The organism is Polaromonas sp. P3_A5 (genome assembly GCF_056403055.1).
Genome location: NZ_JBFUGF010000001.1, coordinates 1,684,402 through 1,697,939 on the forward strand (window position 1 = coordinate 1,684,402; position 13,538 = coordinate 1,697,939).

General features: G+C 58.5%; 12 protein-coding genes. 2 read left to right on the top strand and 10 right to left on the bottom strand.

Annotated features, from left to right (window positions below):
* Positions 1–24: 24 nt before the first annotated feature.
* Complete coding sequence (oxc, locus tag AC1DU8_RS08055; protein ID WP_457280480.1) at positions 25–1,743, bottom strand: oxalyl-CoA decarboxylase; 1,719 nt, start codon at positions 1,741–1,743, stop codon at positions 25–27.
* 265 nt (positions 1,744–2,008) lie between these two features.
* Between oxc and AC1DU8_RS08060 the strand changes: the two genes are divergently transcribed.
* Positions 2,009–2,617, top strand: a complete 609-nt coding sequence (locus tag AC1DU8_RS08060; RefSeq protein ID WP_457280975.1) for a Crp/Fnr family transcriptional regulator — start codon at positions 2,009–2,011, stop codon at positions 2,615–2,617.
* A gap of 70 nt (positions 2,618–2,687) precedes the next feature.
* On the opposite strand, the gene AC1DU8_RS08065 is transcribed toward AC1DU8_RS08060, so the two are convergent.
* The 3 genes from AC1DU8_RS08065 to AC1DU8_RS08075 all read right to left on the bottom strand — a co-directional run bounded on the left by AC1DU8_RS08065 (position 2,688) and on the right by AC1DU8_RS08075 (position 5,922).
* Positions 2,688–4,217 (bottom strand): tripartite tricarboxylate transporter permease, encoded by a 1,530-nt coding sequence (locus AC1DU8_RS08065; protein ID WP_457280481.1) that lies wholly within the window; start codon positions 4,215–4,217, stop codon positions 2,688–2,690.
* A 48-nt stretch (positions 4,218–4,265) separates the two neighbouring features.
* Positions 4,266–4,787: a tripartite tricarboxylate transporter TctB family protein gene (locus AC1DU8_RS08070; RefSeq protein WP_457280482.1), complete on the bottom strand. Its 522-nt coding sequence runs from the start codon at positions 4,785–4,787 to the stop codon at positions 4,266–4,268.
* Between the two features lie 112 nt (positions 4,788–4,899).
* On the bottom strand, positions 4,900–5,922 hold the full coding sequence (locus AC1DU8_RS08075; protein ID WP_457280483.1) for a Bug family tripartite tricarboxylate transporter substrate binding protein: 1,023 nt from the start codon (positions 5,920–5,922) through the stop codon (positions 4,900–4,902).
* Positions 5,923–6,235: 313 nt separating this feature from the next.
* On the opposite strand from AC1DU8_RS08075, the gene AC1DU8_RS08080 reads away from it, so the two are divergent.
* Positions 6,236–7,132 (top strand): hypothetical protein, encoded by an 897-nt coding sequence (locus tag AC1DU8_RS08080; RefSeq protein WP_477726606.1) that lies wholly within the window; start codon positions 6,236–6,238, stop codon positions 7,130–7,132.
* 135 nt (positions 7,133–7,267) lie between these two features.
* Here AC1DU8_RS08080 and AC1DU8_RS08085 read toward each other — a convergent pair whose 3' ends face one another.
* The 6 genes from AC1DU8_RS08085 to gcl form a co-directional block, all read right to left on the bottom strand.
* Positions 7,268–8,278: a 2-dehydropantoate 2-reductase gene (locus AC1DU8_RS08085; RefSeq protein WP_457280485.1), complete on the bottom strand. Its 1,011-nt coding sequence runs from the start codon at positions 8,276–8,278 to the stop codon at positions 7,268–7,270.
* A gap of 23 nt (positions 8,279–8,301) precedes the next feature.
* On the bottom strand, positions 8,302–9,069 hold the full coding sequence (locus AC1DU8_RS08090) for a fumarylacetoacetate hydrolase family protein (RefSeq protein ID WP_477665804.1): 768 nt from the start codon (positions 9,067–9,069) through the stop codon (positions 8,302–8,304).
* Positions 9,070–9,078: 9 nt separating this feature from the next.
* Positions 9,079–9,459: an HAD family hydrolase gene (locus tag AC1DU8_RS08095; protein ID WP_457280487.1), complete on the bottom strand. Its 381-nt coding sequence runs from the start codon at positions 9,457–9,459 to the stop codon at positions 9,079–9,081.
* Positions 9,460–9,905: 446 nt separating this feature from the next.
* Positions 9,906–10,832 (bottom strand): 2-hydroxy-3-oxopropionate reductase, encoded by a 927-nt coding sequence (gene glxR / locus AC1DU8_RS08100; protein WP_457280488.1) that lies wholly within the window; start codon positions 10,830–10,832, stop codon positions 9,906–9,908.
* 30 nt (positions 10,833–10,862) lie between these two features.
* Positions 10,863–11,642, bottom strand: a complete 780-nt coding sequence (gene hyi / locus AC1DU8_RS08105; protein WP_457280489.1) for a hydroxypyruvate isomerase — start codon at positions 11,640–11,642, stop codon at positions 10,863–10,865.
* Positions 11,643–11,682: 40 nt separating this feature from the next.
* A complete protein-coding gene (gene gcl / locus AC1DU8_RS08110) occupies positions 11,683–13,479 on the bottom strand; it encodes a glyoxylate carboligase (protein ID WP_457280490.1) in 1,797 nt (598 codons plus the stop codon).
* Between the last annotated feature and the right edge of the window lie 59 nt (positions 13,480–13,538).

Consider the following 13,538-nt stretch of genomic DNA (forward strand, 5'->3'; position numbering starts at 1 on the left):
GATTTCTCCTTAGGATGCTTTGGATTACTTCTTTGCTGCAGCGCTTTGCGGATTCAGACTTGTGATCCGGCCGCTCTCGGTGCCTGCAGTTTCGTCAATGATCGCGTTGATCAGGGTCGGCTTGCCGGACTTGACGGCTTCGTCCAGCGCCTTGGCCAGCTCTGCCGGTGTGTTGGCTAGAACGCCCACGCCGCCGAAAGCCTGCATCATCATTTCGTAGCGTGCATTCTTGACGAAAACGGTGGGTGCCACATCGCCGCCTAGCGGATTGACGTCAGTGCCCTTGTAAATGCCGTTGTTGTTGAAGACGATGACACAAATTGGAAGGTTATAGCGGCAGATGGTTTCTACCTCCATGCCGCTAAAGCCGAAAGCGCTGTCGCCTTCGATGGCAATTACGGGTTTACCCGTAACCACCGCGGCAGCGACGGCAAAGCCCATGCCGATGCCCATGATGCCCCAGGTGCCGACGTCCAGACGCTTGCGGGGCTCATACATGTCGACAATGCTGCGCGCGAAATCCAGGGTGTTCGCGCCTTCGTTCACCACGATGGCGTCGGGACGCGCCTTGACAGCATTGCGGATGACGTTCAGTGCGCTGTGGAAGTTCATCGTGGGCGGATTGAGCGCCAGCGTCGCCGCCATTTTGGACAGGTTCTTGTCCTTGCGTTCGTTGATCCCTTGAGTCCATTCGGCCGGCGGTTTGGCCCAGCTTGAGCCCAGGCCTGCCAGCAGCGCGGAGACGCACGAACCGATGTCGCCGACCAGGGGTGCGGCGATCGGTACGTTGCTGTCCATTTCGGTCGGCGAGATGTCGATCTGGATGAACTGGCGGGTGTCGGCATTCTGGCCGCCCCAGGTCTTGCCTTTACCGTGCGAGAGCAACCAGTTCAAGCGCGCACCGACCAGCATCACCACATCGGCTTCTGCCAGCACGTGAGAGCGGGTGGCCGAAGCCGACTGTGGATGCGTATCGGGCAGCAGGCCTTTGGCCATGGACATCGGCAAATAAGGGATGCCGGTTTTCTCGATCAGGGTGCGGATATCGGCGTCGCACTGCGCATAGGCAGCGCCTTTGCCAAGCACGATCAGCGGGCGTTTGGCGCCCTTGAGCAGGTCCAGTGCGCGTTTGACCGCATCGGGGGCGGGAATCTGGCGCGGTGCGGGATCGACCACCTTGATGAGCGATTTCTTGCCGGCTGCGGCGTCCATCGACTGGCTGAACAGTTTGGCCGGCAGGTCGAGGTAAACGCCGCCGGGACGGCCAGACAGCGCCGAACGGATGGCGCGAGCGATGCCGACACCGATGTCTTCGGCATGGAGGACGCGAAATGCTGCTTTGCACAATGGCTTGGCAATTGCCAGCTGGTCCATTTCCTCGTAGTCGCCTTGCTGAAGATCGACAATCTCGCGCTCGCTGGAGCCGCTGATGAGGATCATCGGGAAGCAATTGGTCGTTGCATTGGCCAGGGCGGTGAGTCCGTTGAGGAAGCCTGGCGCGGATACCGTCAGGCAAATCCCTGGTTTTTGCGTCAGGAAGCCCGCAGCCGCAGCGGCGTTGCCGGCGTGCTGCTCGTGGCGGAAAGAAATCATGCGGATTCCTTCGGCCTGCGCCTTGCGGGTCAGGTCGGTAATGGGAATGCCGGGCAGGGCGAAGATCGTGTCAATGCCGTTGAGCTTGAGGGCATCGATGACGAGGTGAAAACCGTCGATCTGCTCTGTCGTGGAGGTCGCGTTGGTCATAATGAATGTCTCTTCGTGTGACTTCGATAAAGGTTGAGCAAAGCAGTTGGCTGTGTGTCCCGCCCTGGAAAACGTATTGACCTGAATCAGGGTCTTCCGCGGTGGGTCACGTTGCTTCACTTTTTGCACTCAGGCGGGTCATTTGCACCGTCGAGGTATCATAGGAATCGATTCAGATTTGGCCATTGACCACGGTCAATTTTCGGTGGATTCCCCACCCCGAAAAACCCGCCAATCTGCGTCTCGCTCAATCCTTATTGCCCCCATGTCGTCCATACCAAATCATCCCGAGAGAAACGTCATTCGCGTGCAGTTGGCGCAGAACATTGTTTTGAAGGGGATGACGGCGGAACAGAGTGCAGAATTGGAGTCGCACCTGGTCATTGTTGACGGCCAGAAAGGTGATTCCCTGCTGGAGCAGGGCGTGCACGAAATGGAGCAATATTTCATTCTTGAGGGCATCCTCAAGCGGGTGGTGACCAACGAGCAGGCCAAGGAGATGATTCTTCGCTTTGCCGACGAGCGGGACATGGAAACCAGCTACGCGGCCTGGCGCCTGGGCACCCCCACGCCATACAGCACGGTCTGCGTTACCAAGGTTCGGGTGGCAAAGCTGCCCTTGCCCGAATGGGTGGCTTTCCTGGAGCGGCATCATGAAATCAAGCAGTCGTTCGAGTATTACGTGATGCGCCTGATGAGTGAAATCATGGCCCATACCATCACGCTGCATTTGCTGGATGCACCGGGGCGCGTCAAGCGCTTTCAGCGCAAACATCCGGAGCTGTTTGACCGCATTCCGAAGAAGGAACTGGCGTCTTACCTGAATCTCTCAGCAGAAACCCTTAGCCGGCTTAAACAACGCGGCAAGATCTGACAGGTTCAGCGAAGCGGAAATAAAAAAGCCGGGTGATGTACCCGGCTTTTTTGTGGCTTTTCGCAGGAGGTCAGTCCACCGGCTGTTCTGCCGCGAATTCGCTCTTCTTGGGTGGGCGAATCTTTGCCATGACGCGAGAAATCAATGGCCAGAACAGCAACACCAGGGCCAGCGTGGTGATGCCGCCGACCAGTGGGTTAGACCACATGATGGACATTTCACCTTGCGACACAAGCATGGCCTGGCGGAATGAATCCTCAGCCTTGTCTCCGAGAACCAGTGCCAGAACCAGCGGCGCCAGCGGATAGTCGAGCTTCTTGAAGAGATAGCCGATGACACCGAACAGCATCATGAACCAGATATCCAGCATGGCGTTGTGCACGGTGTAGGCGCCAATCGCGCAGATCACCACAATCACAGGGGCAATGATGGAGAACGGAATGCGCAGGATGGATGCGAACAACGGGACGGTGGTCAGCACAACGATCAGGCCCACCAGGTTACCCAGGTACATGCTGGCGATCAGCCCCCAGACGAAGTCCTTCTGTTCAACAAACAGCAGCGGTCCGGGCTGCAGGCCCCAGATCAGCAGGCCGCCGAGCAGCACGGCTGCGGTGGGTGAGCCTGGAATGCCCAGTGCCAGCATGGGGAGCAGGGCGCTGGTGCCGGCGGCATGCGCTGCGGTTTCGGGCGCAATCACGCCTTCGATTTCGCCGGTGCCGAATTTCGAGCCGTTCTTTGACATCTTCTTGGCAAGGCCGTAACTCATGAACGAGGCAGGTGTGGCGCCGCCAGGGGTGATGCCCATCCAGATGCCGATCAGCGAGCTGCGAAGGGACGTCATCCAGTATTTCGGCAACTTCTTCCATGTTTCCAGTACGACCTTGGGGTCGATTTTGGCGCTCTTGCCAGAGAAAGCCAGGCCTTCTTCCATGGACAGCAGGATTTCGCCGATACCGAACAGACCGATCACCGCGATCAGGAAATCGAAACCGCGCATAAGGTCCGGGATGCCGAAGGTCAGGCGCAACTGGCCGGTCACGGTGTCCATCCCAACAGACGCCAGCGCAAAGCCGATCGTCATGGACGCGAGGATCTTGAACGGAGACCCTTTTCCCATGCCCACAAAGCTGCAGAAAGTCAGCAGGTAGACCGCGAAAAACTCGGGAGGGCCGAACTTGAGCGCGAACTTGGCGACGAGTGGCGCCAGGAAGGTGATCATCACCACGGCAACGAAAGCGCCGATAAAAGAGGAGGTGAACGCAGCCGTCAGCGCGGCGCCGGCTTTGCCTTGCTGGGCCATCGGGTAGCCGTCAAAGGTGGTGGCCACCGACCAGGGCTCTCCCGGAATATTGAACAAAATGGAGGTGATCGCACCGCCAAAAAGCGCACCCCAATAGATGCAGGACAGCATGATGATGGCCGAAGTGGGCGACATCGTGAAAGTCAGTGGCAGCAAGATAGCCACACCGTTGGCGCCGCCCAGGCCGGGCAGCACGCCGATCAGCACACCCAGAATGATGCCCACGAACATCAGGACGATGTTCATCGGCGTCAGGATGACGCTGAATCCGTGAAAAAGCGAGTTAAGTTCTTCCATTTCGATATCCGGTAAAAGTTCAGTGGGCTCGTTGTGGGTAGAGGGGGCTCAGTAGCCGAGGAAGCTCAGCGGCTCGAACTGGCCCTTGAACAAGGGAACCTTGAACCAGACCTCGAACATGAAGAAAAAAAGTGCGTTCACAAGGAAGGCTGTGATCACGCTTTTGATCGGGGAAAATTTTCCCAGGATGATCATGAACAGTGCGATGTAAACGGCCGATGCAACGTAGAGGCCTAAAAACTGGACTGCCCCCACGTAAACGATGGCAGGAATCAGGACCGATAAAACGCGTTTGAGCTGTTCGCCGTCGACGAATACTTCGGTATTTTTTTCCTTGCCGAACAGGGTTTGATAAAGGGTGCCGGCGCCTGAAATGCACAGGATGATGCCGATATAAAACGGGAAGTAGCCTGAGCCGGGGCCGTCGCTGGTCCAGCCGGACCCGAGGGCCCAGCTGCCCTGGATGACTATGGCGCCCAGGATGACGATACAGGTGGCGACGATTGCTTCAACGACATAGGTCGCGACGCCCGAGCGGACTTCCGCGCCGGATTCTTGGTTTGGCTCCATGAGCAACTCCGTTGGATTGAGTGCCCTGCACCAGGGCGAACTTGATTGATTGTGGGGCTGGCGCGTGGCCAGCCCGCAGGGGAAAACCCGGCGAACGGGGCTTTCTTGATCGTTACTTCGCGATGAAGCCGGCTTCCTTCATCAGCTCGCGATGGCGCTGTTCAGCGCTGCCCAGCCATTTGCCGAACTCGTCGCCGGACATGGAGGTCTGGTTGAACGCGCCTTTTTCCATGTAGTCTTTCCACTCAGGCGTGTCGCGAATCTTCTTGAGCAGCGTGACGTAGAACTCGAGCTGGTCTTTGGACACACCGGGCGCCATGAAAATGCCGCGCAGCATGGTGTAGTCGGTGGGCACACCGGCTTCCTTGCAAGTCGGGATATCGGCCCACGACTGGGTATCGGTGACCTTGGTCTTGTAAGTCATCCGTTTGTCATCGAAGACGCAGAGGGCCCGGAGCTGGTTGGCGCGCCACTGGGCAACTGCCTCGATCGGATTGTTGACGGAAGAGTCAACGTGTTTTCCGACGAGCTGCACAGCGACTTCACCACCGCCCTTGAAGGGGACATAGATGAATTTGGTGCCGGTGGCCTGCTCAATGCCGACGGTGATAATCTGGTCTTCCTGCTTGGAGCCGGTGCCGCCCATCTTGATTTTGCTGGGGCCTGCGGTTTTCACAGCTGCCAGGTAGTCCTTGGCGGTCTTGGCGGGGTTTTCCGCATTCACCCAAAGAACGAACTGGTCCAGCGCCATCATGGACACGGGGGTCATGTCGCGCCAGTTGAAGGGAACACCGGTTGCCAGTGGCGTGGTGAAGAGGTTGGACAGCGTGATGATGATCTTGTGCGGATTGCCCGTGGCCCCTTTCACCTCGAGGAAACCCTCGGCGCCCGCGCCGCCGGACTTGTTGACGACGATCAGCGGCTCTTTCATCAGCTTGTGCTTGATGACGATACCTTGCATCAGGCGAGCCATCTGATCGGCCCCGCCACCGGTACCTGCTGGTACCACGAACTCCACCGGCTTGGTGGGCTCCCAGGCCGCGTGGGCCGGGAAAGCCGTCAGCGCCGCTGCTGCGATGGCGCATGTCCCTGCTGCAGCCACTTTATTCTTGATGCTCGCAAATCTGGTTTTCATCACGTTGTCTCCTGTATTGGGTAACTCTGTTGTTGGCTGGAATTTCTTTACTGATTCCCTAGCCGAGCATATTGCAGACGTATGGTCTTACCAAGTGGGCCAAAAACTCTTGACAGGGGTCAAGTTTGCGGGATTTTCGAGCCGCTCTAGGGTTTCTCCGGAGCCGCTTCGGCGCTGTATGGCGCGCCTGGATAGCGTATGTCCCTAGGAGGAAAGTGTGACAACGCCGTAACATGAATTTCAGCGGGCTAGCTGATGCTCCGCGTCGAGGTGCGTGACTGGAACCTCACACATGCTTTGAAAGGTAAAAACCATGAAAAACGCATTGTTCCTGGCAGTTCTGTTTTCCTGCGGTGTGACCGCCCAAGCGCAGTCGTGCGAAGGCGGGCTTTACCTTAATCCGCAAGTGATCCGGGGCGAGGGAGCCTCGCAAACCGAAAGTGCCCTGAAAGAACTCGTTGACTTTATCCGTCCCACGGGGCTGTCGGTCACGCCGGTGCTCAACATCCGGGAGACGCAGGATGTTTTGACAGCCGTCAAGAAGCCGGCTCCACCATGCTGGGTCTATGGCAACCCCGTGGTCGGTCTTGCCTCGGGCTATAAGCCGGTGGCTGTCAACATGGACCCGATCCAGTCGGCTGTACTGATTCTGGCTGACATCGGAACGGTCAAGGACGGCAAACCGGTCGAGTTGAAGACGCTCCCTCCCGCTGATCAAGCCAAAGTGCTCGCCAAGCTCAAGGCGACCAGTTGCTTTGGCATGAAAAGCGGTGTGACCACATCGCTCGTAAAAGCCGAGAATTTTTGCGGCACGGTGGTCGAAATATTGCCTCAACAAGGGCTGGGGCAAAGCTACTTGCCGACCAAAGCGGCATTTCATTGGCAAGCGGACCGGTGGGCCGGCCTGATTACCCGGCTACAGAGTGCACAGGCTGCCACCATGAAAAGCCACCACGGTACCGATGAACGCATCCATATGGCGCAACTGGTGATTGTGCCGACCGCCAACGCGAGTTGGGGCTACGGGCTGTACGTTCACCCTGGCGCTCCAGCAGATGTGACCAAAAAAGCGGCTACTCTGTTCGACTCCCTCAAGAACGCAAACCCGCTTCTGTTAAAGGCGTTGGACCTTGGGGCCAAGTTCGATTTCGACACTCCTTCGGACGCAGTGGTTGAGGCTATGAAGAAATCGTTGGCCTTTGGACCTTGAGTCGGATCGTTTTTGAGGCTTGCCGCAGGTCGCGGCAACAAGAAAAACCGTTGTGCGCCGCAGCAATTGGATGAGGCCTGATTGGCTGGCACAGTCCTGTCGGTGCCAAGCCCAAAGCCCGGCGTTACCGGGCAATCAGGCCGCGAGCTGAAGGCGCACCTGTCCGCGCTCTTCGTCCATGGTTTTTGCGAGCAGCTTGACCAGGGCATATACCGTGTCGATGTGCGGCGTTGGTGTTTGCGTAAGGCGTCCCAGTTCGACTACTGAACCCACCAGGGCGTCGATTTCCGGGGCTCGACCGGCTTCGATGTCCTGCAGCATGGATGTTTTGTGCTTGCCCACTTTCTCCGCACCGGCGATGCGCTTGTCCAGCGTGACGCGGAACTCGATGCCCAGTTTGTGCGCGACTTCCTGCGCCTCGCGCATCATGCTGGCAGCCAGTTCGCGTGTCAGCGGATATTGGCAAATGTCCACCAGTGTGGAATGGGCCAGGCTGCTGATGGGGTTGAAAGTGAGATTGCCCCAAAGCTTGAGCCAGATCTCCGATCGGATGTTGTCCAAAACGGGCGCCTTGAACCCCGCGTTGCCAAAACATTCTGAAATTCGCGTGACACGTTCGCTGATTGAGCCGTCAAGCTCGCCGACCGGAAAGCGGTCGCCTTCGATATGTTTCACGACACCTGGCGCCACAAGTTCAGAGGCCGGGTAGACGACACAGCCGATGACGCGCTGCGGAGGGATCATTTTTGACAGCGTACCGCTGGGGTCCACGCTATGGACCTGGCTTCCTTCAAACGGGCCACCATGGTTATGGAAGTACCAGTAGGGGATGCCGTTTTGCATGGTGACGACTGTGGTGTCACGCCCAAACAGCTTGGGAAGATCGTTGGCTACAGCCTCTACCTGATGTGCCTTCATGGCCAGGATCACCAGATCCTGCGGGCCGGCTTCTGTGTAGTTGTTGGTCGCCTTGACATTTTCCGCAACGTGTTCGGTGCCATCATGCATGATGAGCTTCATGCCTTTTTTGCGAATAGCATCCAGGTTGGCGCCCCGTACGATGAAGGTTACGTCCTCACCGGCCAAAGCCAATTTCACACCCACATAACCGCCGATGGCTCCGGCCCCAATGATCGCAATCTTCACACCCGTGCTCCTGGTAAAAAACGTTATTCGAACCGGTTACTGAGCCTGCCGATACCGGCAATCTCCACTTCGATCGTGCTTCCCGGTTTCATGGATCCCACGCCGATTGACGTACCGCACAGGATGATATCGCCTGCATAGAGTGTCATGTCCTGGGATATCAAGCTCACCAGCTGCTTCACTGAAAAGCGCATGTCGCTAATGGGATAGTCCTGGCGGATCTCGCCGTTGAGGATGGTTTTAACCACCAGCTTTTCCGGATCAAGGCCTGTGGCAACGACGGGGCCGAAGGGGCAGAAGGTATCCAGCCCTTTGGCGCGTACCCACTGGGCAAACGAGGCATCACGGTTCAGTATGTCGGCGACCGTCACATCGTTGGCGCAGGTGTAGCCGAACACATGATCCATTGCATCGCGCTCGGAAACCTGCTTGCAGGTTTTGCCGATGACGATGCCCAGTTCGCCTTCGAAAACAACCTTGCCATCGCATGGAGGTTTTACGATGATTCCGTTTGGATCCAGGTAGGAGTTCGGCGCCTTGATTAAGTAGAGCGGTTCGGCCGGCACGGCCAGATTGAGCTTTTGACCCAGGGCGTGGAAGTTGTTCCACATCGCGATGACCTTGCTGGGCCGTACCGGCATCAAAAGCTCGACGCTGGCCAGCGGCAACGCCCGGTCTGTGGGTGTCGCACCGGAGAACATGTTGCCCTGGCAAACCCGGATGTTCTCTCCCTCGAGAGTTCCGAAGCCGGTTGAATTGCCTTCCCTGAAACGTAGCCAACGGTTAGACATTCCGGCCCTTCACGTGTACAGCGCACTCGGCGTGAACCGGGGTGCAGGGGTGGTGTTTTTTGGCCGGCTATTGGCTGGCGTGAGTGAATGGCTGGACCAGCCGGCATAAGGAGCCGGGTTTGCCCGGCTGGCGACCATGCTGGCATGGCAGCGGGCCTTGGCCGCTTCGATGGCCTCAACCAGGAAATCTGCTTCGTAGGCTCGCAGCAGATGCGCCTGCTCGGTTTCCAGATAGGTGCGCACGGCATCGCGACCTTGGGCCTGCAATCGGGCATAAGTGGCGGCATCCCAGTGCCAGGTCAAACCGAGCTCTTCGAATGCGGCGTTGTAGGCGTGGCGGGTCTGGTCGGTCCGGTCGGCGGCGGTGTTGTCAAGCGAGGCGTTGAGCATGGAGGTCTCCTTTGATGGGTGGATGCTCTGGGGGCACTTTTCGATGCGCGATGCACCGGGCTTGAGACAACTGTAGAAAGAATAGATGATTAATGATAGTTAAAGTATTTCACATAAATGATTATCTATGAGTTATATATAAATATTGCCTGGCGCGAAGGGTTGTGGTTCACGCAGGTGGGTAAGAGTGCAGTGACTTTCCGGTGCGCCTGCGTGCGGACGCCAATCCCGAGCAAGTGAGGTCAGAAATGGAGGCTGGAGTTTTTTCGGCAGTTCCATCACGGAATGCGATCCGGCCGCACGAGACTTTTTCTTCGGCTGGACCAATAACGGGCCCAATGCCGGCTGCATGAGCGGTGCGACTTTGGGGACGGTTAACTCCCGGTGCAAACGGGCGCAACGCAAAGACGCCGGATCCCCGCTTGTGCCGCGCGTTCCGGCAACGATCACCCGGCTTGCTGGCCGATCTCGAAGTTGGCCAGTTTCTCCAGTGCACGCACCATGGCAGAGTGGTCCCAGGTTTTGCCACCGTGTGCGACGCAGGAATTGAACAGCTCCTGCGCGGTGGCCGTGTTGGGCAGCGAGATGCCGAGCAGGCGCGCGGTGGAGAGCGCCAGGTTCAAGTCCTTCTGGTGCAGCTCGATGCGAAAACCCGGACCAAACGTGCGCTTGACCATGCGTTCACCATGCACCTCCAGAATCTTCGATGACGCGAAGCCGCCCATCAAGGCTTGGCGTACACGCGCCGGGTCGGCACCGGCGCGGGCGGCAAACAGCAGCGCCTCGGCCACCGCTTCGATGTTGAGCGCCACGATGATCTGGTTGGCCACTTTGGCGGTCTGGCCGTCACCATTGTCGCCAACCAGGGTGATGTTCTTTCCCATCAATTCAAACAGCGGCTTGATGCGTTCAAACACGGCTTCCGGGCCGCCGACCATGATGGACAGCGTCGCATTTTTTGCACCGACTTCGCCGCCCGACACCGGTGCGTCGAGGTAGTCGCAGCCCAGTGTGTTGATTTTCTGCGCAAAGGTTTTGGTGGCTATGGGCGAGATGGAGCTCATGTCGACGACAACCTTGCGTTCACCTGCGTCTGCGGACGAGCCCTTCAGACCGGTTGCAACACCGCCGTCGCTAAACAGCGCAGCCTCCACGTCGGGGGTATCAGGCACCATGATGAAGATGATGTCCGCGCGCTCAGCCACGCCGCGGGCATTTACGCATTGCGTGGCGCTGCCACTGGCAATCGCGTCGGGCATCTTGCCGAGGGTATGGACAAACAGCTGGTGCCCGGCCTTGATCAGATGGCCGGCCATGGGCGTGCCCATGATGCCGAGGCCGACGAAGCCGATTTTCAGGGCGTTGGAGGTCATGTAGAAGTATTCCTTGTGAGATGGTGCGGGTCAGCTTGTCAGGCGCTGGCGCCAGCCCAGTCCTGCGTCCGTCGTGCTGGCAGGTTTGTATTCGCAGCCTATCCAGCCGCCATAGCCAAGGCGGTCCAGATGCGTGAACAAAAATGCGTAGTTGATCTCGCCGGTGCCCGGCTCGTTGCGGCCGGGGTTGTCGGCCAGCTGGATGTGAGCGATGCGTGCCAGATGTTTTTGTATCGTCGCCGCCACTTCCCCTTCCATGCGCTGCGCGTGGTAAATGTCGTACTGCACGAAGGCGTTGTTGGCGCCGACCTCGTCCAGAATGTCCAGTGCCTGTGCCGTACGGTTCAGGTAGAAGCCCGGAATGTCAAAGGTGTTGATCGGTTCGATCAGTAATTTGAGGCCGTTTTTTTTCAGTTCGCTGGCTGCATAGTGCAGGTTATCGACAAAAGTCTTGCGCAGAACGGTGTCACTGGCCCCCGCGGGTGTTTTGCCGGCCAGGCAGTTGAGTTGACCCACACCGAGCACTTGGGCATACGCGATGGCTTGGGCCACACCGGCACGGAATTCTTCCACGCGATCGGGGTGACAGGCAATACCGCGTTCGCCGGCTTCCCAATCGCCGGCGGGCAGGTTGTGCAGCACCAGCTGCAAACCATTGCCATTGAGCCTGGCCTTGATGTCAGCGGCGCTGAAGGCATAGGGGAAAAGAAACTCCACGGCCTTGAAGCCAGCTTTGGCGGCCGGTTCAAAGCGGTCGAGGAACGCATGTTCGGTATAAAGCATGCTGAGATTGGCGGAAAATTTAGGCATGGTTTCTCTGCTGGTGGGGCGTTGGGCGTTGCTGGGGGGCTTATTCGAGCAAGCCAGCCAGTTCCAGGCCTTCTCGGCCCTTGGGGTGGCGACAGTCGATGTCTTCAAACTCGTTGACCTTGTCGATCTCCGTGCCCATGGCGATGTTGGTGACCTTTTCGAGGATGACTTCCACAACCACCGGCACCCGGTATTTGCGTGCCATCACCTGTGCTTCGACCATGGCGTCATTGATCTTTTCAGGGTCGGTCACGCGCAATGACTTGCAGCCCAGGCCTTGCACTACAGCCTGGTGGTCCACACCGTAACTGCGCAGATCGCCTTCGCCTTCCGGTACGTTCTGGTTTTCAAAAGCCAGCTGGACGCAGTAGTCCATCTCAAAACCTCGCTGGGCCTGGCGGATCAGGCCCAGATAGCTGTTGTTGACCAGCACCTGCACATAGGGCAGATTGAACTGCGCGCCCACGGCCAGCTCCTCCATCAAAAACTGGAAGTCGTAGTCGCCGGACAGCCCGACAACGGTACGTGTCGGATCGGCGGCCACCACACCGAGGGCCGCGGGGATGGTCCAGCCCAGCGGACCCGCCTGGCCGCAGTTGATCCACTGGCGTGGTCCGTACACATTGAGGAACTGCGCCCCGGCAATCTGGCTCAGGCCAATGGTTGTCACGTAAATGGTGTCGCGGGGGAACACCTTGTTCATTTCCTCGTACACACGCATCGGTTTGATGGGTGTCTCGGTAAAGTGAGACTTGCGGTGCATGAGCTTTTTTCGCTCGGCACAACGGGCGGCCCAGCTGTCATAGTCGGGCAGGCTCTTGGCAGCCTTGCGTTCGCGGGCGACTTGCACCAGAAGTTCCAGCGCGGCCTTGGCGTCGCTGACAATGCCAAAGTCGGGATTGAACACCCGGCCGATTTGTGTCGGCTCGATGTCTACGTGCACAAAGGTGCGGCCTTTGCAATACACCTCGGGCGAACCGGTATGGCGATTGGCCCAGCGGTTGCCGATGCCGATGACGAAGTCGCTGGCCAGCATGGTGGCGTTGCCGTAGCGGTGGCTGGTTTGCAGCCCACACATGCCGGCCATCAGGGGATGATCGTCGGGAATGGTGCCCCAGCCCATCAGGGTGGGGATGACCGGCACACCGGTGAGCTCGGCAAACTCGACCAGCAGATCTGAAGCATCGGCGTTGATGATGCCGCCGCCGGCGACGATCAAAGGCTTGCTGGAAGCAGCAAGCATGTCGAGTGCTTTTTCGATTTGTTTGCGGCTGGCAGCCGGCTTGTAGACCGGTAGCGGCTCATAGGTGTCAATGTCGAATTCAATTTCGGCCATCTGCACATCAAAAGGCAGGTCGATCAGCACCGGGCCGGGTCGTCCCGAGCGCATCAGGTGAAAGGCTTGCTGGAAGGAGCGCGGCACCAAAGCCGGTTCGCGCACGGTCACGCTCCACTTGGTGACCGGTTTGGAAATGGACTCGATGTCGACCGCCTGAAAATCTTCCTTGTACAGACGCGCACGCGGCGCCTGGCCGGTGATGCACAAAATGGGGATGCTGTCGGCAATCGCCGAGTACAGCCCGGTGATCATGTCGGTGCCGGCCGGGCCGCTGGTGCCAATGCACACACCGATGTTTCCGGCCTTGGCGCGCGTGTAGCCTTCGGCCATGTGCGACGCGGCCTCGACGTGCCGGGCCAGGATATGCGTGATCGACTGGCGCTCACGCAGTGCGGAGTAAAACGGGTTGATGGCCGCGCCGGGCACACCAAAAGCTTGTGTGATGCCTTCTTTTTCCATCACCAGAACGGCGGCCATGGCGGCCTTCATTTTTGCCATCGAAGTCTCCTAGAGGTTGCTGATCGTTGAGACGGATGGTCGCGGCGTTGGTGGTTGCG